We start from the raw sequence: 23,526 nt of genomic DNA on the forward strand, positions 1-23,526 counted from the left end.
CTAACCCATTTAGAGTATACTATACCCAAATACTATTGACGCCGAACTATAATCAGACGACCAAGAAGCAAAAGGACCTAGTAATTCTTTAGCAAAACCATACCTTGCTTGTACACTATATGTATTCTTATATTTATAGCCAAAGCCTAAAAAGAAATTATTTCCTGTTTGACCGCTTTCAATATCCAGATCCCTTCCCCGGTCGTCTTCAAAATCAATTCCGGAGTTAAGAGCAATATCGGTAATCACTAAGCCCCCATCTATGAATAATTTTGATTCTTGATTTAGAATAAAATAATGACGTATCCCGAAAGGGATTTCGATTGACGTATACTTTGCAGTTACATTAGTTTCAATTGTTAATAAGGATGATTGAAAATAATTAATAAATTTTTCAGACGTATACGATTGATATGTAGGTTCTAAAAGCACAGACCATTTTCCGTGATTAAATGGTAATATATATTCTAATTCTACCCCTAAACTTGCATTTGCTTTTGCTCCAAAATCAATATCTCTTAAATCATTTACGCTGTTATCTGTAGAAAATGAAGAAAGCCGTATTCCCGGTCTGATAGTTAAATTAAAAATATCTTTTTCAGGACTTTTTGTAGTCATCTCGAAATTAGGATCTATACATTTGTTATATATAATAAAATATTTCATCAAACTATTTCTTCGATATTCTGCTTTTTCTGCATCTTTTACGGTCATCTCATCACATCGCACATCAGTCCAGATTTGTTGTTTATAGTGGTTATTTGTGGATATCGCTTCTATATTACGGTTTTGATATCTCTCTATAGACTTATATTTCTTATACACCAATTGTTTAATTTCTCCTTGATTTACTTGGTAGAAAAGTCTTCTTAAATTTCCTTCTTCATAATGGTACAAATTAGCTTTTCCTTCGACCAATAATTTTAAAAACAAAGTTTCTTCCTTAAATACTGGATTCTTATCTCCTGAAAGTCGTTCTATTTGTTCTGATGATCTATCCATCTTCACAGTAGCCCTAACATATTTAGAAACACTTTCAATAGCAAACTCCTTCACCATACTTATTACTGTACTAAGTTCTTCACCATCAGCAGTTAGTTTATAGGTGAGTTTTGTTGGATTATCTTTCCAATCCAAGTTTTTAATCAGGCATTCAGTTTTTGCCCCAGCATTATTAATAAAATATCCTTTTTCAAAATTGATTTGGGCATACCCAGGTATACTTAAAATGGTAATTAATCCTATTATTACTTTTGTTTTCATTTAAAATTTTTGAATTTAATTTTTTAAACAGTTGCTGATTTTTATACAATATTAATATGTTTCAGTTTCACTTTTTGAAACTGATGAATAATATTATTAATAGGTTACCTGTATACCGATATTGTTACCTATCACTGTACAAAAAATAAACAGCCACCTACCCCTAGGTGACCGCTTATTTCACTCAACTATACCTTATAAATTAAATACAAACTTTTTCTTTAACCCAATGATCTCCTATGTGTGATTCAATTGTATAGCAGCATTTACCACCATGTTCCTCGGCTAAACAGGGTGTTCTAAACACTTCTCCAGCACCTCCTGAAATTTGTTTTTGTTGTACTTTGCTCAAAGCCCTTCCTAAGTTTAACATTGATTTCTTCATAGTATTAATGATTATTAGTAATAGATTAAAATCCTTGAACATTTTAATGACACTCAAGGTTTGTGTCAAAATATTTATGCAAAAAACAACTACATCGGTTACCAGTAAATTATTCTAATTCTGCTCTTGTTTTTGATTAAATTCTACTTACATATGCGTTATAATTATGAGTACAGATAAATTTTTTGGATAAACTGCAAACATTTTACTTTAAAATTACAAACTAGAGCTATCAAGTGATCTTTTAACTCAACCCAATGATTTGATTCTTAATTTATTTTCACCGACCTAATAGTTACAAATAAATAGCATGATTTGCCTTCTTACAAGAAGAAGAGGGTAACATTTATGAATATTACCCACTCAAAAAAGACCTACTAACAGCAATGAAAATAGTAGTTGAAAATTTTTACACCTCTATAACAATTGTAGTTTTATGGACCTAAAAAACGATCTTAACAAAGAATCTATATTCCATTCTTAGAATTTATAAGTACCAAGAAAATTATGATCTCTTCTTTGCTTATAAAATAAATGCAATTATCTCTTAATTTTAATCCTATAAAAACCACACTTTTATTTAAATTTGCTGCTTCATTGCGATAGGGATAGCAGTGACATCCCCTAAACTCGTTTTTAGGGATATAACGAATAGCCCGGCAATCGCCAAAAAAAGACATCATGTTATTAGTACCACAAATCATAGCTCATAAAGAGGAGTACATTAAAGCTCTAGCAAAACGTAATTTTGATGGCGCATCCGTTCTGGATAAAGTAGTTGAGCTGGATGAAGCTAGACGTGCTACTCAAGCAAAATTAGATAATACGCTTGCAGATTCTAATACATTTTCTAAAGAAATTGGAATGTTGTTCAAAAATGGAGAACAACAAAAAGCCAATCTATTAAAAGAAAAAACGGCACAACTCAAAGAAGTATCAAAAGAATTATCTACTACACTATCAGAAATACAACAAGAGCTTGTAGAGCTTTTATATACTATTCCTAACGTGCCTCATGACTCTGTACCTAATGGCCAAAGTGATGAGGATAATGAAGAGATATTTAAAGAAGGAGATATCCCAAAGCTCGAAGATGGTGCTTTACCGCATTGGGAACTTGCAAAAAAATACGATATCATTGATTTTGAATTGGGTGTAAAAATTACTGGTGCTGGTTTTCCGGTATATAAAGGAAAAGGTGCAAGATTACAACGTGCATTAATTAGTTATTTTCTAGATAAAAACACGGATGCAGGTTATAAAGAATACCAGGTACCACATTTGGTTAACGAAGCATCTGGATATGGTACTGGACAATTACCCGATAAAGAAGGTCAAATGTATCACGTTACTGGCGATGATCTTTATCTAATTCCAACTGCAGAAGTACCTGTGACCAATATGTTTAGAGGTGAACTTTTACAAGAAAAAGACCTTCCTATTTGTTGTACTGGATATACTCCTTGTTTTAGAAGAGAAGCTGGTTCATATGGAGCACATGTACGAGGATTAAACAGACTTCATCAATTTGATAAAGTTGAAATTGTACGTATTGAAAAACCAGAGAACTCTTATAAAGCTCTTGATGGTATGGTAACACACATAAAAGATATTCTTAGAGAACTCAAATTACCATATCGTGTTTTACGACTTTGCGGGGGTGATATTGGATTTACTTCTGCCCTAACTTACGATTTTGAAGTATTCTCTACTGCGCAAGATCGTTGGTTAGAAATTAGTTCTGTTTCTAATTTTGAATCGTATCAAGCTAATCGATTAAAACTTCGATTTAAAGATAGTAATGGTAAAAATCAGTTAGCACACACCCTTAACGGGAGTTCTTTGGCATTACCTAGAGTACTTGCCGGGATCTTAGAAAACTATCAAACTCCACAAGGAATCAAAATACCAGATGTATTAATCCCTTATTGCGGATTTGAATATATAGATTAAGGTATCCATAACATATAACTAAAGTGCATTTTGCTATATTTACAAAAAAACCTGCAAAATGCGCTTTGTCTTTTTCTTTATAGTTCTATTTCTAACTTTTTCGACTTTTGGACAGTCCGAACAGTTAGCAAAAAACTATATGCAGCAGGGGCAATATGAAAAAGCTTTATCCATCTATCAGAAATTATTTGCCAAAAACCCCAATAGAATTAATTATCTTCTAGGGTTAGTAGAATCTCACCAACAGTTAGAACATTTTGAAGAGGCCGAGAATATTCTTAAAACAAGAATATCTCAAGTACCTAATAACGCACAACTTTTGGTAGAATTAGGCCATCATTTTGATGTACAAGGAAAAACAGATCAGGCCAGAATATATTATGATAAAGCTATAGATTCCTACAACGATAATGATGTAAATCATGCTTATTCTCTAGCTCAAACTTTTGAAAAATATAGTCTTTTGGATGAAGCTGCTCTGATTTATGAAAAAGGAATGGAAGATAATCCAAGGGCAAATTTTAATGTGCAACTGGCCAAAATTTATGGAGAACAAGGTAATCTTGAAAAAATGTTTTCCAGCTACTTATCTTTATTAAAATTGCAACCCAATTATATTAACATTGTACAGCGCAATTTTAGCGATTATATTATTGAAGATCCTTCTAATGAAGCTAATGTTATTTTTAGAAAATTACTCATTAAAAAACTACAACAAAATCCCGACATCTTATATAACGAGATGTTAAGCTGGCTTTTTGTGCAACAAAAAGATTTCAAAAAAGCATTTGTACAAGAAAAAGCAATATACAAGCGTAAAGAAGAAGGTCCTCAAGGTATTATCGACCTAGCTAGAATAGCCATTTCTAAAAAAGATATCAAATCGGCGACCGAGATTCTTAATTATATTCTCGACACTCCTGCCTCTAAGGATATGAAACTTACTGCTCACAAAATAATTTTAAAAGCAAAAGTAGATAAAGGAGATAAAAAAGAATATAAAACTATTGTAGATCAATATAATACAGTGTTCGAAGAATACGGCAAATCTCGTACAACAATTGGTTTGCAAATAGATTATGCTCATTTTTTAGCTTTTAACCAGGATAATAAACGAGAAGCTATTAATTTTTTAAAAGATTTGGTAGATCGTGAACCCTTATCGAGATTTCAGTCCTCGAGAGTTAAAATGAAAATTGCAGATATTCTAGTGCTCGATCAAAAATTTAATCAAGCATTAATTTATTACACCCAAGTTCAAAATGCTTTAAAAAATAATTTCTTGGCGCAAGATGCGCGATTTAAAGTAGCAAAAACTAGTTATTATAAAGGTGATTTTTCATGGGCTCAAACTCAACTTGATGTTTTAAAATCATCTACTTCGCAACTTATTGCTAATGACGCTATGGAGTTAAGTCTTATTATTAGCGATAATTCATTAGAAGACTCTACACAAACGGCACTTAAAATATATGCCAAAGCAGATTTACTAGCTTTTCAGAACAAAAATCAAGAGGCCATTGCCATGTATGAAACTATTTTGACCGAACACAAAGGTGAAAAAATTGAAGATGAAGCTTTTTTAGGTCAAGCTAAATTATTCGAAAAAGAAAAGCAGTTTGAAAAAGCTAAAGTAAATTATCTCAAAATTATCGAATTTTATGGTAATGATATTTTGGTTGATGATGCTTATTATTGGTTGGCAGATCTTTATGTAAACGAATTAGGAGAACCTGAAAAGGCAAAAGAGTTATACGAAAAAATCATTTTTAATCATGCCGATAGTATTTACTTCGTAGAAGCAAGAAAAAAATACAGGACACTTAGAGGTGATGCTATAAATTAAATCTTTAGTAAGTTACGTGTCGCTCTCAAGTTTACTACCTTTGCCCTCTTAATATCTAGTGATCTTATATGTACATTTATAACGTAACGATAAATATAGAAGAAACGATTCAGGACGAATGGATCAATTGGATGCAAACCAAACATATTCCTGATATGTTAGCTACCGGAAAATTTAGTAAAGCACTCATGAGCAAAGTTATGGTTGAAGAAGACATGGGTGGAATTACATACTCTGTTCAATATACAACAAATAGTAAAGCAACTTTACAAAAATACTACGATGAAGATGCTACTCGTCTTAGAGCAGAAAGTAATCGTTTTGCTGGCAAATTTGTAGCTTTCAGGACCGAACTAGAAATCATGAGCGAACATGGGTAAACATAAAGCTTATAAAAAGAGTACTTCTGATTACGTTCAAAAAAATGAAAAAACGGCTGTAAAAGCTAAAAAGCACCTTGGACAACATTTTTTGAAAGATGAAAATGTTGCTAAAAAAATAGGTGATACACTCTCTCTTGAAGGATATAAAAATGTTATCGAAATAGGCCCTGGCATGGGTGTTCTTACAAAGTATATATTAGAAAAAGATTTGGATATTGTTGCTATGGATTTAGACAGTGAATCGATCGCATATTTGAACAATAATTTTCAATTAGAGCATAATGAAGCTTTACGAAAAAGTAAATCTTTTAAAGTTCTAGAAGCCGATTTTTTAAAGTTCGACTTAAGCACTTTGTTTACAGAAGAGCAGTTTGCCATTACTGGTAATTTTCCATATAACATATCATCGCAAATTGTTTTTAAAACTATTGAAAACAGGGATCGTATTCCTGAATTTACGGGCATGTTTCAAAAAGAAGTAGCTAAACGTATTTGCGAAAAAGAAGGAAGCAAAGCCTATGGTATTCTTTCAGTGCTCACTCAAGCTTTTTATAACGCTGAATATTTGTTTTCTGTTTCACCAGATGTATTTAACCCACCTCCCAAAGTAGATAGTGGCGTGTTACGACTGATTCGAAAAGAAAATTACACTTTGCCTTGTAAAGAAAAGTTATTTTTTACTGTGGTAAAAACTGCTTTTGGACAACGCCGAAAAACACTTCGAAATAGTTTAAAAACATTACAACTCACAGATGATATTAAAGTGTTGGAAATTTTAAACAAAAGACCCGAGCAATTATCGGTAGATCAATTTATCGATCTTACTTTACTTATTCAAAAATCACAATCGTAGATCATTTAACGCAGTGATAAAGCCCAATTAAATTCTTTGGTTATCTTTGTGAGCGTTTGTAAAATAGTCCACAAAACAATCAAGGTATGCAATTTCAGGTTACCGGCGAACTTATAGTACAGGTTAAGCATCTTATAGAAATAGAAGGTGACAACCAGTTGCGTGATATGCTCAATGAAATCCACTTTGCTGATGTCGCAGAAATTCTAGATGAACTTAATTTAACTGAAGCCACTTACCTAATTAAATTATTGGATAGTGAAAAGACTTCTGAAGCACTTATGGAGCTTGAAGAAGATTTTCGTGAACGTATTCTTGAAAACCTTTCGGTAAAAGAAATTGCCGAAGAGTTAGAAGAAATGGATACAGATGATGCAGCCGATGTCGTTTCTGAACTACCAGATGAACTAGCCGAAGAGGTAATTGCCGAAATTGAAGATGAGAAACACGCCGAAGATATTAAAGAACTCCTTGCGTATGACGAAGACACTGCAGGAGGTTTAATGGCAAAAGAATTGGTGCAGGTAAAAGAAACGTGGACCATCGCTGGCTGCGTACGTGAGATGCGCAGACAAGCGAAAAACGTTACTCGGGTTCATTCTATATATGTGGTAGACAAAGAAAATAAATTAAAAGGCCGATTATCTTTAAAGGACTTATTGACTGCACCTACCAAAGCGTATATTAGTGATGTTTATATTCCAAAAGTAGATTATGTAGAAGTTGATACAGAGGGTGAGGAAGTAGCACGTATTATGCAAAAATATGATCTCGAAGCCATTCCTGTAATAGATCATGACGGTGTTTTGGTTGGTCGAGTTACCATTGATGATATTGTAGATTTCATTAAAGATGAAGCAGAAAAAGATTATCAATTAGCAGCTGGTATTTCTCAAGATGTTGAGGCAGATGATAGTGTTTGGGAATTAACAAAAGCAAGATTACCATGGTTAATTTTGGGTCTATTTGGAGGACTTGGCAGTGTATTTATTATGGAAGGCTTTGAGGATGCTCTAGCCAAATACAAAGAATTATTTTTCTTTACACCCCTTATTGCAGCTATGGCAGGAAACGTAGGTGTACAGTCTTCGGCAATCATTGTGCAAGGTTTGGCTAATGATGTGGTAAAAGGAAGTCTTTTAAGTCGATTACTGAAAGAGGTAAGTTTGAGTCTTATAAGTGGAGTAACGCTTGGTGTTTTGGTTATTCTTTTTGGAATGATTACCAATATGGCAATGGATTTTAGTTTAACCATTGCATTATCTATGCTATGTGTCATAATTGTTGCTGCTCTTATCGGTACTTTTGTCCCTATTATTCTTAACAAAAGAGGTATTGATCCTGCTATTGCTACCGGCCCTTTTATTACTACAAGTAATGATATTTTTGGAATTTTCTTATTCTTCTATATCGCTAAAGTCATTTTAGGATTTTAGACAATAATCCTCGTTAGAAATATTCCTTTTTTTTAGAAGTAATACTTATTTTTAACCTACTATCTTTAATCTTCATTTGTATATATGAATTCTGAAATTTTCGAATATCAAATTACGGTTCCTAAATCTGCAATTGATGATATGAACCATGTAAATAATGTGGTGTATTTGCAATGGGTACAAGAAGTAGCCAAAAAGCATTGGGAATCCAAAACAAATGACTCTATCCGAAATACATATGTTTGGGTTGTACTTAACCATTATATCGAATATCACCAACCTGCTTTTGAGCATGACCAAATCATAGTAAAAACCTGGATTGATCACCATAAAGGAGCAAAAAGTGAAAGGCACACTAAAATCATTCATAAATCCACACAAAAAATCTTAGTCTCGGCAAAAACAATGTGGTGTTTACTGTATAAAGAAACGTTAAGACCTCTACGCATAACAGATGAAATAAGTAACTTGTTCGTTTAAAATTGGAAACTTTTATGGAAGCAATTAATATTAAAGACAAGCTATCTAAGTTTGATAAGCAATGGCACCCACATCGTATAGCTATGGTAGATGATAACCAAGTATATCTTGCCAAATTAAGTGGAGATTTTATCTGGCATAAGCATGATGATGAAGATGAATTGTTTCAAGTAATCAAAGGTACATTAATCATGAAATTTAGGGATAAAACTGTAGAAATTGCTGCTGGCGAATTGATCGTCGTTCCTAAAGGAGTAGAACATTGTCCATCTACCAAAAATGGTGAAGAAGTGCACGTGTTGCTTTTCGAAAAAGCAAGTACAAAACACACTGGTGAAGTAGAAAGTGATCGTACTGTTGCCAAATATATTGAACTATAACAGCAAGGTTACTATTTAACAAAGCGGCAACATAACTATACTTCAATAAGACGTATCTTAAGGCAATCACAGCAAAATCTTCAGATATGAAACTCAATAGAAGAAACTTTATAAAAAATAGTAGTCTTTTACTAGGCTATAGTTTGTTTCCGTATGCTGATTTATATCCTAATTACTCTCAAAAACAATTGGGCGTATGTTTGGTGGGATTGGGTCAATATAGTGCTACTGTACTAGCTCCTGCCTTACAATTCACAAAACATTGTAAATTAACTGGTATTGTTACTGGTAGTCCTCATAAAATACCCAAATGGCAAAAAAACTATCGTATCGCGGATAAAAATGTGTATAGCTACGATACGATGCATCGAATTGCAAATAATCCGGACATTGATGTAATTTATATTGTAGTTCCTACAGGATTACATGCAAAATATGCTATTGAAGCTGCAAACACAGGAAAACATGTTTGGTGTGAAAAACCTATGGCAAAAACCGAGTCTGAATGCCAATCTATTATTGCTGCTTGTGCCAAAAACAAGGTTAAATTATCTATAGGATATCGCATGCAACATGAACCTAATACCAAACAGGTAATTGCCTGGGCAAATACCAAACCTTATGGAAAAATTAATACCGTGAGAGCCGAAATAGGTTATAATGTTCGTAATCCAGCAAAAACCTGGAGATTGAATTCTAAATTAGGTGGAGGTACCATGTATGATTTGGGAGTTTATGCCCTCAATGCTGCTAGATATGCTACTGGCGAAGAACCTATCTCAGTATCCGCTACTCAAATGACTACACGCCCTAAAATATTTACAGAAACCGACGAAACCACACATTTTACTTTGGCATTTCCTTCTGGTGCAATAGCACATGGCAAAACCAGCGTAGGTATATCAATGCATGAATTGTATGTGGATTGTGAAAACGGATGGTATACATTAGCACCGTTTTCGATGTATGCTGGTGTGCAAGGTAAAACTAGTGACGGTAAACTCTTAAACACCTATATTAAAAGCCAGCAAGCCCAGCAAATGGATGACGATTCGTTGGCTATTCTAAATAATACACCCGTTATGGTTCCTGGCGAAGAGGGCATGAAGGATATTAAAATTGTAGAAGCAATTTATAAATCTGCTAAAACTGGTCAATTAATTAATCTTTAATAAAAAACCACGCAAAATAGCGTGGTTTATACATTATGATGTAAGATTCTTAAGTCACTCTGTTTTAAAATTCCATACCTGACCAATAGCAGCACTCTGTTGTGTGTCTTTGACCACTACTCGCCAATAATATACCGTACCAGGGGATACTGTAACATCTAATGTAGATACATTGATGTTATCAGAAAACAAGACTGGAGGATTGGTATCCCCTAAGTACAGGTCATACGATAGTGCATCGTCTTCACTATCTGTAGCATTCCAATCTAAAGTGATTGTCGAACCCGATATGCGTTCTCCTTGCATCGGGCTTATGAGTTGTGGTGCTGTGGGGATCGTATTAGTCTCCGCTTCGGGCTCTGTGAAAAAAGATTGTGTAGTGGAATATCCACTCTCATTACCCCCACTATCTCTTGCCTTTACACGCCAATAATACGTGATACCCTTTTCTAAGGTAAATGTTCTTTTGGTAGCCGTAGTGGTAGCTGTAAATACGACAACAGCAAAATTACTATCCGTCGCAATATCAATCACATAACTTACCGTATCCCCATCAATATCGATAACCGTATTCCAATCAAATTCTAAATTGAAATTAGTACATACCAAATTATTAGTCGGGAAAATCAAACCTGGGATGTCGGGAGTACCATTAGCAGAAAAAAAAGGATTACCTCCATTATCATCTCCACTACATGAAAACAATAATAGTATACCTACTACACCAATATATAGTTTCAAATTTCTCATTGTCTTACAATTTTAAAAGTTACTGGAGTACCTTGATTGATGGTTATAAAATAGATCCCTGTTGGTAATTCCTCAAACGGTAATGTGATCATCCCCGAAGTAAAATTATATATCTTTGAAGATATTCGGATTCCTACAGCAGTATGAATATCGATAACAACATCTTTCAATTCTATATTTGGTAATGTGATAATAACATCACCTCTGGTCGGGTTGGGTGCGATCCTAACCTCATCAAAAACATCTACTCGAGCAGATAATTTTCCTTCGCAATCCAAGCTAGAAAACACCTCTACAAGATCACCATGTACTACTGCCAAAGAGAAGTTATTTGTCGTATACTCTCCTATCTTTTCATTATTGATTAATACTGTATATGGAGCAGTTCCTGTAGTGATATCCACATCTACTCTTGTTTTTCCCGTATCGGCAGATACCATAGTTTGACCTGATAAACTTGTTGCCTCTTCAATAACAACCTCAAAACACTGTTCACAATTTGTAAAATCTGCTAATCCTATGCACACTGGATAAGTACCCGGAGGTAAATCACCCACCTCTAAAGATGATGTAAAACTGTAATCCTCTCCATTAATAGTGGTTTGATAATTCAAATCAGTTATCGTACTAATCGCAATAGAACCATTATCCTTGTTTACGCAGGTTTCACTAAAGCTTGTAATTGTAAAATTATTGGGTGGTAAATTCACCAGTGGGCAGTTATCAACCACATTCACCGTTCTGGTAACTTGAGTAGCGACATTTCCTGATGCATCTGTAGCATCGTAATATATCGTATAACTGCCTACTGCATCTACAAAATCAGTGTTATCGATAATGATATCACTTCCGTCATCCACAGTAGCTCCTAATTCTGTATAACCAGTTCCTAATTCGATCGTTTGTGGATTATCGCCTATCAAAGTAATCACCGGTGCAGTGGTATCTACAACATCTACTCTTCGCGTAACTTGGTCTGCCATATTACCTGAAGCATCGGTGGCATTATAGGTTACATTATAATCCCCAACTACATTTACATTTACCCCTGATGCATCGATCACAACAGCACTACCATCATCGGTAGTGGCGCCTAACTCGATATAACCAGATCCCAATTCAATTACTTGTGGATTAGCTCCATTTAAAGTAATTACGGGTGCGGTAATATCAGCAACTGTAACCGTTCTGGTTACTTCGGTAGCAGAAGCCATCCCTGAAGCATTGGTGGCATTATAGGTAATTGTGTAACTTCCGAGAGCATCTATAAAATCAGTAACATCAATGACCACATCACTACCATCATCGGTAGTGGCTCCTAGTTCTACATAACCTGTTCCTATACCTATTATTTGCGGGTTATCACCAAGTAAAGTAATCACAGGTGCTACATTTTCACAATTTAAGATATCCGTTATAGTAAAAGTACTTCCTGTAAGGTTAAGAGTAGTTTGACCATCTCCATCGGCTACATAACTATATAATCCACAAAAATTGGCAACCCCAGTTTCTACGATATTCAGTTGGTTTGCAACTGTTCTCAAACTAGTAAGATTTAATGACATCATAGCATTACCAGATATTGTAGATTGTTGGTATGAAGCCGTTCCGGTTTCGGTAGTTGCAGAAAGATTACGCAATCCATTAACATTAGTAAGTTGCACATTGCCTTCTATTAGAAAACGGCTAACAGAAGTAACTGCTTGTAGCGCATCAATATTAGTTAATAATCCATTATTTTCGATCGAAATAATTTCATTAATACCAGAAACAAATGCTAACCCATCCAAATTGCGTAATGAAGCATTATTTCTAATGTAGAGAAATACACCAGAAGTTGAAGCTACGTTATTTAACGCATCTAAACTTATTAGATTTGGATTATCATCAATAGATATAAAAGTTCCTAATGATGTTAAGCTAGCAAATAAAGAAAGATCCGTTAGATTAGTTTCCCATAAAGTAAAACCACCCACGGTTTGTAATACATCAAAATTAAACGTAGTAGTATTCTCTGCGCCATCAATTCTAAATGTTCTTCCAACACTTGTTAATAAAGGAAAGGATATTGTATTTATAGCTACGTCTCTTAAGGTAAAGAAATTCTCAATAGTAGTAAGGTTAGGAAAACTGATTGAAGTAGTGATTACTTCAGTGAAATTAACAGATCCCGGACCTGAACTATTGAAAGTATTGCTCCCTGTTAACGTAGTAACATTTGGGAATGTCAATGCATGCGTCAATGTTTGGCCGTTAATATATATTAATTCTGTAACTGTAAAATCAAGGACTGCGGTGATATCGGTTAATGCAATATTATCAGAAAAAGAAAGACTCGTAATTGGATTTGTAATTCCTGAAAGAGCAGAAATATCACTTAGCATATCATTACGAGATACATTGATACCCTCTGTTACCGTTGTTAAGTTTTCTAATCCGCTCAAATCTGTGATTGACTCATTATCAAATATGAGTAATTTACCATTAATGACTTCAATACCAGATAACCCCGATAAATCTGTAATATCATTGGTATTTCTGATGGTTAGATTTCCGTTTACTGTATTACACGTACCTAATAACGCAACAAAATGGTCAAATTCGGCTTGTGAAGCAATACTGGTACCATCAACCACACAAGCGGTACAAGTTGTACCAAATGAAGCTGTCGTATCTTTTTGCCAAGTAGATAGATACCCTGCTGTTTCATCATCGACTTCAATACATACTAAATCCGCATTTCCTGTTGCCGAGAATGTAGTAACATTTGCATTATTACCATTCTTGACAGAAAAGAATTGTAGTTGATTATTATTGGCCTGAATAGATGTTAAAACTGTATTCTGTTTCAGATCTAATCGGGTGAGTTGATTGTCGTTTACATTAAGGGTGGTTAACGCAGCAAAATCTTCGATACCTGTAAGATCTACAATGGTTTTGGTATTTAGATCCAGAGTAGTTACTCCTATAATATTAGCAGTTACTACAAAATTATCTAACACATCATCCAACATTAAGTCAATTAATGCTTGCTCAAAATTATCATCAGGAACATGCGTGAAGGGCACACATCCATCTGCATAGGCAGTACTACCATCTTTGAGCCAACCTCCATAGTTACCTGTACCGGCTGTAGCCGCTGCAGGATCATCAACTTCTATACAATTCAAATCTAAATTAGATCTAGTTCGAAGCCTGCTTATTTTTGTATTGTTTCCATTTTTTAAATTAAGAGAAGTTAGTTTGTTGTTTTCACATTCCAATCTAATAAGATTGATATTATCCGTTACATCTAAGCTAGTCAATTGGTTATCATCACACCATAAAAGTCTTAAGGCCGTATTGGCGCTAAGATCAATCCTTGTTAATTGATTCTCATCAACGTTCAAACTTTCTAATACTGTATTGGCACTTACTTCTATTGTTGAAAATAGATTATCCCTAATATTAACAAATTTTATTTTTGCATTATTACTTAAGTCTAAACTACTTAATTGGCAATCACGAGCATTTAAACTTAGTAATTCTGTATTGTTACTTACATTTAAACTGGTGAGCGCATTGTTTTCTGAAACGTTCAATACTGTAAGCCCTGTATTTGCGCTAAAATCTATAGTTGTAAATAGATTTTCACTAACTGTCAAATTAGATAATTGTGTAAGCCCAGTAAGATTAATACTGGTTAATTCTGTACGCCAAGCCTCTACTCTAGTTAGCAATGTATTCGCACTAAGATCTAATGTCCCTAATGGGTTGTCGCTACAGGCTAATTCTGTTAATGCCTTATTATTACTAAGATCAAGGTTTGTAATATCATTATTACTACAAGTTAATTTGGTTAACGATACAAAATCCTGAATCCCGGTAAGATCAACTATATTATCATAACGCACCCATAATTCTGTTAATCCTGCAATGTTTGCGGTTGGTACGTAATCATCCAAAGCACCAGAGTCGTATCCTAAAATGATTAATTCTTGTTCAAAATTATCATCGGGCACATAAGTCCTGCAAGATTCTGAATACGAAGCTGTAGCATCTTTATCCCAACTACCATAATTACCGGTTCCTGCATTTGCAGCTGTAACATCATCAACCTCGATACAACTTAGATTTGGGTTACCCGTAATAGTGACGTATCCCAAATTACTAGTATTCTCGCCATTTTTAGCATTAAGAAACGTAAGTTGGTTATTATTGGCCTCTAACTCCTCTAGCAAAGGGTTCGCACTCAAATCTAAAGTTGTAAGTACATTGTCATTAGCATATATATAAGCAAGAGCAGTATTGGCACTCAGATCAATATTGGCTATTTGATTAGACTCGAAGCCTAACTCTTCTAAAACAATATTTGCACTTACATCTAATGTAGCTAACTGATTATTGTAGCAATACAAATCTTCTAAAAGTGTATTTGCACTAAGATCCAAACTCGTTAATAGATTATCATCACAATTCAGGCTATCTAATAATGTATTGGTCGTTAAATTTAAGCCTGTTAATTGTGTATTATTAAGGGATAAATTTTCCAGTGCAGTATTTGCACTAAGATCTATGGTTCCTAATGGGCTATTGGAAATAGATATACTTGTTATCGCTGTATTCGAGCTTAGATCGATACTTGATAATGAACTACCATTGGCAATAGACAAACGAGTCATCACAGTATTGGCGCTAAGATTGATACTTGATAATTGAGTGTCTGAAACGAATAAATTAAGCAATTTTGTATTAGCATTAAGATCTAAATTGGTTAATTGAGAACCTGATAATTGTAAAATCTCTAATGCGGTATTCCCACTTAGATCTATACTGGTTAATGGATTTCCAAAACATGATAGTTGTATCAATGACGCGAAATCTTCGATCCCAGTAAGATCCATAATTCCTTTATTATACAACTGCCCGCCAGTACCCCCATTCATTCTTTCTACACCTGCAATATTGGCCGTAGGCACAAAATTATCTAAACCAGTTGTATCATATCCTGCATCTATCAATGCTTGTTCAAAATTATCATCGGGCACATAGGTAAGACACTGATCGGCATAGGCAGAAGTAGCACCATCTATTTGCCATCCTGCATAGTTTCCTAATCCGGCATATGCATCGGTAGCATTATCTACCTGAATACAACTTAGATTAGTGTTATTGGATGAATTAAACTCTACAAGATTGATGTTATTTCCGTTCTTAATGTTTAAAAAACTTAAATCATTATTATTAACTCTTAGACGACCTAATACGGGGTTGGTTGAAACACTAAGCTGAGTTAAATTGTTATTCTCTGCATAGAGAACTTCTAAAAGAAGAAACCCGTTTACATCAATATCGGTTAGATTATTATTACCGCAGACTAATTCATTTATTCCGGTAACACCACTTAGATTCAAACCTTCCAAATTATTGCCACTCACATCCAGATCACTAAAATTGGTATTGGTTCCCAAAACAAGATCTGAAGCATTGGTTAAATCATTTTGAGCAAGGTTTAAAATTTCAAGGCTGGTATTTGTGCTTACGTCTATACTAGTTATATCATTATTATTTGCATTTATGATTAGCAGATCCATATTATTACTAACATTCAAGCTTGTTAATTGATTATCATTAACAGACACTGTTTTTAAAGTAGTATTGGCACTAATATCCAAATTGGTTAATTGGTTATCATCCACTATTAATTCTTCTAGTAATGGAGATGCACTAACATCTATAGTAGTCAACGTGTTAGAACTTGCAACAAGTTTCTTAAGTTTTGTATTAGCACTAAGATTAAGATTAGAAATAGCATTATTGTTAATTGTTAGCTCTTCTATATTTTCAAAATCCTCAATACCTGTAAGATCTGTTATTGCATTATTAGAAACATCAATCGATGTAAGAAATTTTATATTTACTGTAGGTACTTGATTATCATTAGGTATATCATCATACGCACTCAATGCTGCTTCAAAATTATCATCTGGTATATTGGTACGTGGACAAGTAGTCGGATTATCTAATACTGTTAAAATTGCTGTACAGCTATCAATTCCCATAGAACTTGAAGCTGAAAATGTTATCGCTACTTTACCAGCATCTACCAAAGTACCAGGTGCTGGATTTTGACCTATTGAAAGAGGAAAAGGCGCTGGTTGAAATACTACAATTTGATCTGTTAAATCAGGAACAACTCCCTGACAATTATCTCCAGCTTGAATACTTACTGATGATGCACATGTAGTAATATACAATTGTGCATTTATTTTACCAATAAAAGAAAATAGCATTATGCTAAAAAGAAGTGGTCTTATTTTCATATTAAGGGGTTTATTAGAAATCATTGCAATGATAATCTATATGGTTGATTTTGAGATGTTCTTAGCGGTGTCAAAAGGTGTCATTTATAGTAATAAACCTAAAGTACGTAGCCCTACGTATATGAATTTGCGAAGTATATATGCTCGTCAATTCGAGTGATCCCGATAATAATCGGGATTGTATCGAGAACCTCTCTTTAACTATTACATCTTAATACATGTTCGTACCCCATGTACTCGATGTGACAATATGTTCTTTCTATTCAATAACCATCTTCTTGGTATCAACTTTTCGGCTTCCGATGTACAATGTATAGAAATATGTTCCCGTTGCTAATCCGTCACTATTAATATTTAACTCTCCATCACCATTTTCTTTTAAAGCAACGGTGGATACCACCTGTCCTGTTGAGTTGCTAAATACTACAGAAGCATTATTGATTCCATCTGGCAGATAATATTTAATAGTAGAGGTACCATTAAAAGGGTTCGGGATATTTTGATATAGAATTGGCAGATTTCCCTTATTAGCATTTCCCGAATCATCACAGGCACAACTTTCTACTGTTTCCATACGATTAATCAAATCATCGATCTGAGATTGCTGTGCATCAATTTCGGCCTGTCGAGCTATATTTTCATCTTGAAGAGGCGTTAATATAGCCGACAGATCTACAGTTACCGAATTCCCATTTTCGATAGCAATAGTTAACAAGTTATTATCTAATACAGCCGAAGTAAGGTTTTGACTATCAGTCCCCGCTCCATCTTGTAGTACAGAAAGATCAATAGTATTTCCTCTGGTAATACTTAAGTTTCCGTTTGTAAGACTCAATGTTTGTGTATCGGTATTGTCTAAATAAGCAGATAGATCAACTGTCGTTCCATCATTAGTAAGACTTAACGTATTACCAGACAATTCTAAATCCTGTGCATCGGTATTATCCAAATATCCTGCAAGATCAATCGTAGCTGTTGCACCAGAAAGACTTAAAGTATTGGTTACTAACGAAAGTTCTTGATTATCCGTATTATCTAAATACCCTGAAAGATCAATTGTTGCTGCGTTGCCTGAAATACCTAAAGTATTTGTTGTTAATGATAATTCTTGTGTATCGGTATTGTCCAAATAACCCGATAAATCAACAGTAGATGTATTTCCTGAAATATTCAACGTATTTGAGGATAGACTTAATGATTGTAAGTACCATCCTAAATCTACTTCTTTGAATTTTTCATTATCATTTTCTAGAGATAGCAATATTTTATTTCCACTGATCATGAGTGTATCAATTCTTTGTCTATCTGTATTATCTAAATATTTGGATAGATCTACAGTTTTTGTGGCTTCGGCATCATCTAGTAATGATAGTTCTAAATCATCACCGTTTAACTGAAACTCATCAATGGTTTGATCATCTGTATCAGTATCTGTTGTAGAATTCACCCATTGCGTGCCATTCCATAGAAAGATTGCAGATACATCGGTATCATAGACCATCATTCCTGCTTCTGTAGCTGCCAAAGGATTACCACTTGCTGCAGCAGTTTCCATAGCAATGCGTTGTACTGTGGTTACTCGATTCACCAAAAACCCTTTATCTATATCAGCTAGCTCTAACGAGGAATTTTGATTGGCTGCCAGGGTACCAATACCTACACTCATTCGATTGGTAGTAGTGTTTCCTCCCAGCGCCATCGTATTGCCTTGGGCAACATCTACATCATAACCGATAGCTGCGGCATAAGAACCTCCTGTACTACTCAATGCACCAATAGTGATTGATCCTTTATTACCTGTTGATTGAGCTTGATGACCAATGATTACCTGATCATCTCCAAATACCCTAACTGAATTCCCTAAAAAGATATTTCGTTGATTTCGATTATCTGAAGGTCCATTAACACCATTTCCTGCAAAATCAGCTTTCCAACCTATCCCTATATTATCAGACCCTTCTCTATTAGAACCTCCCGTAAGTACGCCCATGTAGGTATTTCTATTGGCATCATTTGTATTATTGGTTCTGTTGTTATCCCAACCTGTACCATAGCCGATAAACGTATTACCGTCTGCATACTGGTTATTTGCACCTGCCCCATATCCCAAAAACGTATTTGCAAAACCATCAATATTATCCAGACCAGCACCAGAACCTACAAAAGTATTGGCTTCACCTGTTGTATTTCGTTCTCCTACTGCTCCACCATATGTATCAAAACCATAATCAATTCCATTACCCAAAGTTGATGATGTGAAACTTTTAGTCTCTCCACCAACAAAAGTGTTGCCATTAGTTGTAGTTGTTCTTGCTCCAGCTCTACTTCCTACAAAACAATTGCCATCACCTGTAGTTAACTCATACCCCGCATCTTCACCAATGAGTAAATTATTTTGTCCATCTGTTAAATTAAACCCGGCTTCTTCTCCAATAATAGTATTATCAAACCCAGTGGTTAAACCAAACCCTGCTCTATGGCCTATAATCACATTATCAGAGTTTGTAGCATTTCTTGCCACATAATTCCCGATATATACATTATCAAAAGAACGTAGCGTTTGATCCGCTGTAAAATTTCCAATAACAATATTATCATTAACATTTGCATCTTCAAATAATGCTCCAGCCATACCACCTATAAGTACATTGGTATAAGCAGAGGTTAAGGAAGCACCTGCACCTGGACCAATAGAAAGATTCCAATCTCCTGTGGTCAATAAATCACCCGGTGTAAAAGTAACTAAGCCATCATAAGGAAACGGTGTACGATCCGTTCCGGATTGTGTAGGAGTAATAGCGGATCCAGTAGATTGGTTTCCAACCTGAGCAATACTATTATTGAAGGATACTAAAAATACTATTAAAACGTAAAGTAGTTGTTTTCTCATATTCTGGGGCTATTAAAAGGTTTAGAGTACAATGATAGCCAGTTTTTCCATTTTTAAGACAATTTTAACGGTGTCAAAAGGTGTCATTAATCTGTTTTTAATACAAATACGTAATGTTACGTATCAGATTCTGCAAAGTATCCTTTGGATTCCAGCGTAGGCTGGAATCTATAATTCAATTCTTAATCAATTCAAGTTAACTCTTGTATAAATTTTTCGAGTTCGATTTCTGAAGAGATACCTATCTTTTTACGAATACGCCGCCGCATAGATTTAACCGAATCAGATGATACATTACGAATAATCATGATCTCCTTGATCGAGAGATTTAATCGAAGTAAAGCACATACTTCTCGTTCTCCTTTGGTTAAATCTGGAAACAATTCCTGCAGTTTTTCATCAAAACTTGTATTGTTATAATCTATTTTTTCTTGTAGACCAGTCAGCTTATTTTCGGTATCGATCTGTAAGCGTAATTGAGCAATCAAAGAATTAAGAGACTGTCTTAACTCTGCCGCATCTGCGGCAGCAATTATATCATTCTTTAGCTTGGCCAACCATTCTTCTTTAAACGTTAGACGCATACTGTTATCTGCCATAAGATTCCTTACTTCATCTTCTTTTGCTTTAAGTTTCTTTGCTAAGATTGTTTTCTCATTTGTTATTTGGCTTATAATTGCTCGATTCCGAAAATAGCTCCGTACAAAATATAATAGTACAACAACACTGATAAGAATATATATTGAGAATACCCAGGAAGAGTTCAAAGGTATAGTGGTTAATAAAACATCAATGCTCGACAGATCGATCATGTTACTAGGGTATATTGTTAGGTTTACACAATATTACCCACAACCTTTGCTCCCGCCAAGAAAGTGGTGGTGTCAAAAGGTGTCATGTTTTTTTTTAAGCTAATTCTTGGATAAATTTTTCTAGCTCGATAGTCTGAGGAATATTCATTTTTTTACGGATACGACGACGCATAGATTTTACAGAATCTGATGATACACTGCGGATCGTCATAATCTCTTTAATAGAAAGGTTAAGTCTAAGTAGCGCACATACTTCTCGCTCTCCTGTAGTGAGGTCGGGATACAAACCTTTAAGCGTGGTATCAAAACTTTGATTTACGTAATCTATCTTTTCTTGTAAACCCGATAATTTACTTTCTGTTTCTATTTGTAATTTTAACTGTGTAGTTAAAGAGTTTAGAGCCTTTTTTATATGATCGGGTTCTGCTCCTATTACATAGGTTTTTATTTTACCAAGTAGTTCTTCTTTAAACGCCAAACGCATACTATTATCGGCAATCAAACGTTTAATATCGTTTTCTTTACCTTTAATTTCTTGATCTAATATCTTTTTTTCATTCTCATACGTTGCTTTGACAAGTTTGGAACGTTGCAGATAATTGCGACGGATCAAAAACGCAATGATAGCTCCAGCAATAATTGCGCCCAATAATAATACAAAATACAATCTCTTCTTTGACGATTCGGCTTCAGCCACCAATTCTACTTCTCGTTTTTCTTGAGTAAAAGCCAGACTATCTGCTTGTTTCTCTTTCTGAAATTCGTAATTCAGTTCCAGTGCTTGTATTTTTTTTTCGTTTTCTAGATTAAAAATAGAATCTGAGTATCTATTAAATTTTCGATAATCTTCATAGGCACTTTTAAAATTGCCCATTTTATTATGTACAAAACTTTTTCTTCGATAGGCTATGGATATTCGTTCTCTAAAATTTTCAGCTAATGCAATCTGCAAAGCAGAATCAGCATGTTTTAAGGATTTTGGCCACTCTTTTTTCCTTTTATATACCGAAGAAATGTTATAATGCGTTACACATGAGGAGAGTTTTTTTCCTAATCGTTTGCAACGTATAAGATTTTCAAACTGTATCTCCAATGCTTTATCATATTGATCAAGCTTTTGATATAACACCCCCATGTTATTATTTACTCTGTATACATTATTTTCATCTTCAATATTTCTAAATATCCTTTTGGCTGTTTGATAACATACCAGTGCAGAATCCAATTGTTTGTTTTGTCGATATGAAACCCCTAACATATTATATGCCGCTCCCAAACCAACAGAATCACGAGCTAATTGTTTTAGTGGAATAGCACTCTTGAAATGTTCAATGGCTTTTCTATGTTCTTTTTGATACCGATATACCATCGCCATATTGTGATAGACATCACCAATACCTGAAGAGTCATTTAATTGCTCATAATATTTCATTGCTTTTAGATGAAATGCAATAGCTTCGGGGTAATTGGCTTTACGCCGATTTACTACTCCCATTTGTACATAAATTGCCGCTTTTTGATCAAGTAGTTTTCCTGATTCATTATTATCTATTAGTAATAAGGCCTTTTTGAAATTTTGCTCTGCTCTATCAAAATCATGATCTAATTGATACACTCCCAAAGAAAATAATGCTTTAATTTTTGATGTATCTTCTAAGGCAGAGGTTAATGTAGATTTAAGATGAGTTAATGTAGCATCTCTCTCCTGAGAAATCATACTCATAGAAATCAAAAGAAAAAAACAAAGAAATATGGGGTATTTCATAATAAAACAAACTTACGAATAAAGTAAAAGATACTTATTATTTCCTTTTGTTTTGGTCTAAAGAAAAGTTCTTTACTCTAACCCAAAAAGAAAAGCCATTCAATTTTTTGAATAGCTCTTCTTCTTTTAAATTTTGCATTTACAATGCTTTACCTTAATGAATTACTCTGTTCTAAAATTCCATACCTGACCAATAGCAGCACTCTGCTGTGTGTCTTTGATCACTACTCGCCAATAATATACCGTACCAGGGGATACTGTAACATCGAATGTAGATACATTGATGTTATCAGAAAACAAGACTGGAGGATTGGTATCCCCTAAGTACAGGTCATACGATAGTGCATCGTCTTCACTATCTGTAGCATTCCAATCTAAAGTGATTGTCGAACCCGATATGCGTTCTCCTTGCATCGGGCTTATGAGTTGTGGTGCTGTGGGGATCGTATTAGTCCCCGCTTCGGGCTCTGTGAAAAAAGATTGTGTTGGTGAATAACTACTCGCATTATCTTCACTATCTATTGCACGTAACCTCCAGTAATAACGTATGCCCTTCTCTAATGTAAAAGCACTACTAGTACCTGCAGTGGTTACTGTAAATACAATATTATTAAAATCACTATCCCTAGCAATATCGATCACATAACGAACCGAATCTCCTTCGTTATCCATAACACCATTCCACGAAAACTCTAAATCAACACTCGTACAAATCAAATTGTTGATCGGAAATATCAAAGCAGGTACACCTGGTGCCTCATTGATCGTAATAAGTGATGGACGATTATCATCTCCACTACATGACGTTAGCAAACCTAAACCTACCAATGCTATATAAAATACTATCCGTTTCATC

General features: G+C 34.4%; 16 protein-coding genes. 8 read left to right on the plus strand and 8 right to left on the minus strand.

Features of this window, described 5'->3' with window-relative positions; translation table 11 throughout:
- Window positions 1-9: 9 nt before the first annotated feature.
- Both DK508_RS15245 and DK508_RS15250 read right to left on the minus strand, forming a co-directional pair.
- A complete protein-coding gene (locus tag DK508_RS15245) occupies window positions 10-1,263 on the minus strand; it encodes a tRNA modification GTPase (protein WP_109301653.1) in 1,254 nt (417 codons plus the stop codon).
- 202 nt (window positions 1,264-1,465) lie between these two features.
- Window positions 1,466-1,648: a hypothetical protein gene (locus DK508_RS15250; protein ID WP_160114734.1), complete on the minus strand. Its 183-nt coding sequence runs from the start codon at window positions 1,646-1,648 to the stop codon at window positions 1,466-1,468.
- 681 nt (window positions 1,649-2,329) lie between these two features.
- On the opposite strand from DK508_RS15250, the gene serS reads away from it, so the two are divergent.
- From serS to DK508_RS15295, 8 genes are all read left to right on the plus strand, one after another.
- Window positions 2,330-3,601, plus strand: coding sequence for a serine--tRNA ligase (gene serS / locus DK508_RS15260; protein WP_109301656.1), 1,272 nt, complete (start codon window positions 2,330-2,332; stop codon window positions 3,599-3,601).
- Between the two features lie 58 nt (window positions 3,602-3,659).
- Complete coding sequence (locus DK508_RS15265) at window positions 3,660-5,447, plus strand: tetratricopeptide repeat protein (RefSeq protein ID WP_109301657.1); 1,788 nt, start codon at window positions 3,660-3,662, stop codon at window positions 5,445-5,447.
- A 68-nt stretch (window positions 5,448-5,515) separates the two neighbouring features.
- Window positions 5,516-5,827, plus strand: coding sequence for a DUF4286 family protein (locus tag DK508_RS15270; protein ID WP_109301658.1), 312 nt, complete (start codon window positions 5,516-5,518; stop codon window positions 5,825-5,827).
- Window positions 5,820-6,683 (plus strand): 16S rRNA (adenine(1518)-N(6)/adenine(1519)-N(6))-dimethyltransferase RsmA, encoded by an 864-nt coding sequence (rsmA, locus tag DK508_RS15275; protein WP_109301659.1) that lies wholly within the window; start codon window positions 5,820-5,822, stop codon window positions 6,681-6,683. The genes DK508_RS15270 and rsmA overlap by 8 nt, the downstream gene beginning before the upstream one ends.
- An 86-nt stretch (window positions 6,684-6,769) precedes the next feature.
- Window positions 6,770-8,119, plus strand: a complete 1,350-nt coding sequence (mgtE, locus tag DK508_RS15280; RefSeq protein ID WP_109301660.1) for a magnesium transporter — start codon at window positions 6,770-6,772, stop codon at window positions 8,117-8,119.
- A gap of 84 nt (window positions 8,120-8,203) precedes the next feature.
- Window positions 8,204-8,599, plus strand: a complete 396-nt coding sequence (locus tag DK508_RS15285) for a thioesterase family protein (protein WP_109301661.1) — start codon at window positions 8,204-8,206, stop codon at window positions 8,597-8,599.
- A 14-nt stretch (window positions 8,600-8,613) separates the two neighbouring features.
- Window positions 8,614-8,979 carry a cupin domain-containing protein gene (locus DK508_RS15290; RefSeq protein WP_109301662.1) on the plus strand — a complete coding sequence of 122 codons (366 nt, stop codon included), beginning with the start codon at window positions 8,614-8,616 and terminating at the stop codon, window positions 8,977-8,979.
- Window positions 8,980-9,065: 86 nt separating this feature from the next.
- A complete protein-coding gene (locus DK508_RS15295; RefSeq protein WP_109301663.1) occupies window positions 9,066-10,151 on the plus strand; it encodes a Gfo/Idh/MocA family protein in 1,086 nt (361 codons plus the stop codon).
- 54 nt (window positions 10,152-10,205) lie between these two features.
- Here the strand turns inward: DK508_RS15295 and DK508_RS15300 are convergent, their stop codons facing one another.
- The 6 genes from DK508_RS15300 to DK508_RS15325 form a co-directional block, all read right to left on the minus strand.
- On the minus strand, window positions 10,206-10,901 hold the full coding sequence (locus tag DK508_RS15300) for a hypothetical protein (protein WP_109301664.1): 696 nt from the start codon (window positions 10,899-10,901) through the stop codon (window positions 10,206-10,208).
- Window positions 10,898-17,203 (minus strand): immunoglobulin-like domain-containing protein, encoded by a 6,306-nt coding sequence (locus DK508_RS15305; RefSeq protein ID WP_160114735.1) that lies wholly within the window; start codon window positions 17,201-17,203, stop codon window positions 10,898-10,900. Before DK508_RS15305 ends, DK508_RS15300 begins: the two co-directional genes overlap by 4 nt.
- 259 nt (window positions 17,204-17,462) lie before the next feature.
- On the minus strand, window positions 17,463-20,093 hold the full coding sequence (locus DK508_RS15310) for a T9SS type A sorting domain-containing protein (protein ID WP_109301666.1): 2,631 nt from the start codon (window positions 20,091-20,093) through the stop codon (window positions 17,463-17,465).
- A 191-nt stretch (window positions 20,094-20,284) separates the two neighbouring features.
- On the minus strand, window positions 20,285-20,905 hold the full coding sequence (locus tag DK508_RS15315; RefSeq protein ID WP_109301667.1) for a hypothetical protein: 621 nt from the start codon (window positions 20,903-20,905) through the stop codon (window positions 20,285-20,287).
- 94 nt (window positions 20,906-20,999) lie between these two features.
- Window positions 21,000-22,622, minus strand: a complete 1,623-nt coding sequence (locus DK508_RS15320; protein WP_160114736.1) for a tetratricopeptide repeat protein — start codon at window positions 22,620-22,622, stop codon at window positions 21,000-21,002.
- A gap of 210 nt (window positions 22,623-22,832) precedes the next feature.
- Window positions 22,833-23,525: a hypothetical protein gene (locus tag DK508_RS15325; protein ID WP_109301669.1), complete on the minus strand. Its 693-nt coding sequence runs from the start codon at window positions 23,523-23,525 to the stop codon at window positions 22,833-22,835.
- Window position 23,526 lies beyond the last annotated feature (1 nt).

The organism is Aquimarina sp. AU474 (assembly GCF_900312815.1).
Classification (GTDB): domain Bacteria; phylum Bacteroidota; class Bacteroidia; order Flavobacteriales; family Flavobacteriaceae; genus Aquimarina.

Excerpts from the sequence above, each read along its gene's own strand:
- DK508_RS15265 (WP_109301657.1), top strand. The coding sequence starts at position 3,660 with ATGCGCTTTGTCTTTTTCTTTATAGTTCTATTTCTAACTTTTTCGACT.
- DK508_RS15250 (WP_160114734.1), bottom strand. The coding sequence starts at position 1,648 with ATGAAGAAATCAATGTTAAACTTAGGAAGGGCTTTGAGCAAAGTACAA.
- rsmA (WP_109301659.1), top strand. The coding sequence starts at position 5,820 with ATGGGTAAACATAAAGCTTATAAAAAGAGTACTTCTGATTACGTTCAA.
- mgtE (WP_109301660.1), top strand. The coding sequence starts at position 6,770 with ATGCAATTTCAGGTTACCGGCGAACTTATAGTACAGGTTAAGCATCTT.
- DK508_RS15290 (WP_109301662.1), top strand. The coding sequence starts at position 8,614 with ATGGAAGCAATTAATATTAAAGACAAGCTATCTAAGTTTGATAAGCAA.
- DK508_RS15285 (WP_109301661.1), top strand. The coding sequence starts at position 8,204 with ATGAATTCTGAAATTTTCGAATATCAAATTACGGTTCCTAAATCTGCA.
- DK508_RS15315 (WP_109301667.1), bottom strand. The coding sequence starts at position 20,905 with ATGATCGATCTGTCGAGCATTGATGTTTTATTAACCACTATACCTTTG.
- DK508_RS15295 (WP_109301663.1), top strand. The coding sequence starts at position 9,066 with ATGAAACTCAATAGAAGAAACTTTATAAAAAATAGTAGTCTTTTACTA.
- serS (WP_109301656.1), top strand. The coding sequence starts at position 2,330 with ATGTTATTAGTACCACAAATCATAGCTCATAAAGAGGAGTACATTAAA.
- DK508_RS15270 (WP_109301658.1), top strand. The coding sequence starts at position 5,516 with ATGTACATTTATAACGTAACGATAAATATAGAAGAAACGATTCAGGAC.
- DK508_RS15325 (WP_109301669.1), bottom strand. The coding sequence starts at position 23,525 with ATGAAACGGATAGTATTTTATATAGCATTGGTAGGTTTAGGTTTGCTA.
- DK508_RS15305 (WP_160114735.1), bottom strand. The coding sequence starts at position 17,203 with ATGAAAATAAGACCACTTCTTTTTAGCATAATGCTATTTTCTTTTATT.
- DK508_RS15320 (WP_160114736.1), bottom strand. The coding sequence starts at position 22,622 with ATGATTTCTCAGGAGAGAGATGCTACATTAACTCATCTTAAATCTACA.
- DK508_RS15310 (WP_109301666.1), bottom strand. The coding sequence starts at position 20,093 with ATGAGAAAACAACTACTTTACGTTTTAATAGTATTTTTAGTATCCTTC.
- DK508_RS15245 (WP_109301653.1), bottom strand. The coding sequence starts at position 1,263 with ATGAAAACAAAAGTAATAATAGGATTAATTACCATTTTAAGTATACCT.
- DK508_RS15300 (WP_109301664.1), bottom strand. The coding sequence starts at position 10,901 with ATGAGAAATTTGAAACTATATATTGGTGTAGTAGGTATACTATTATTG.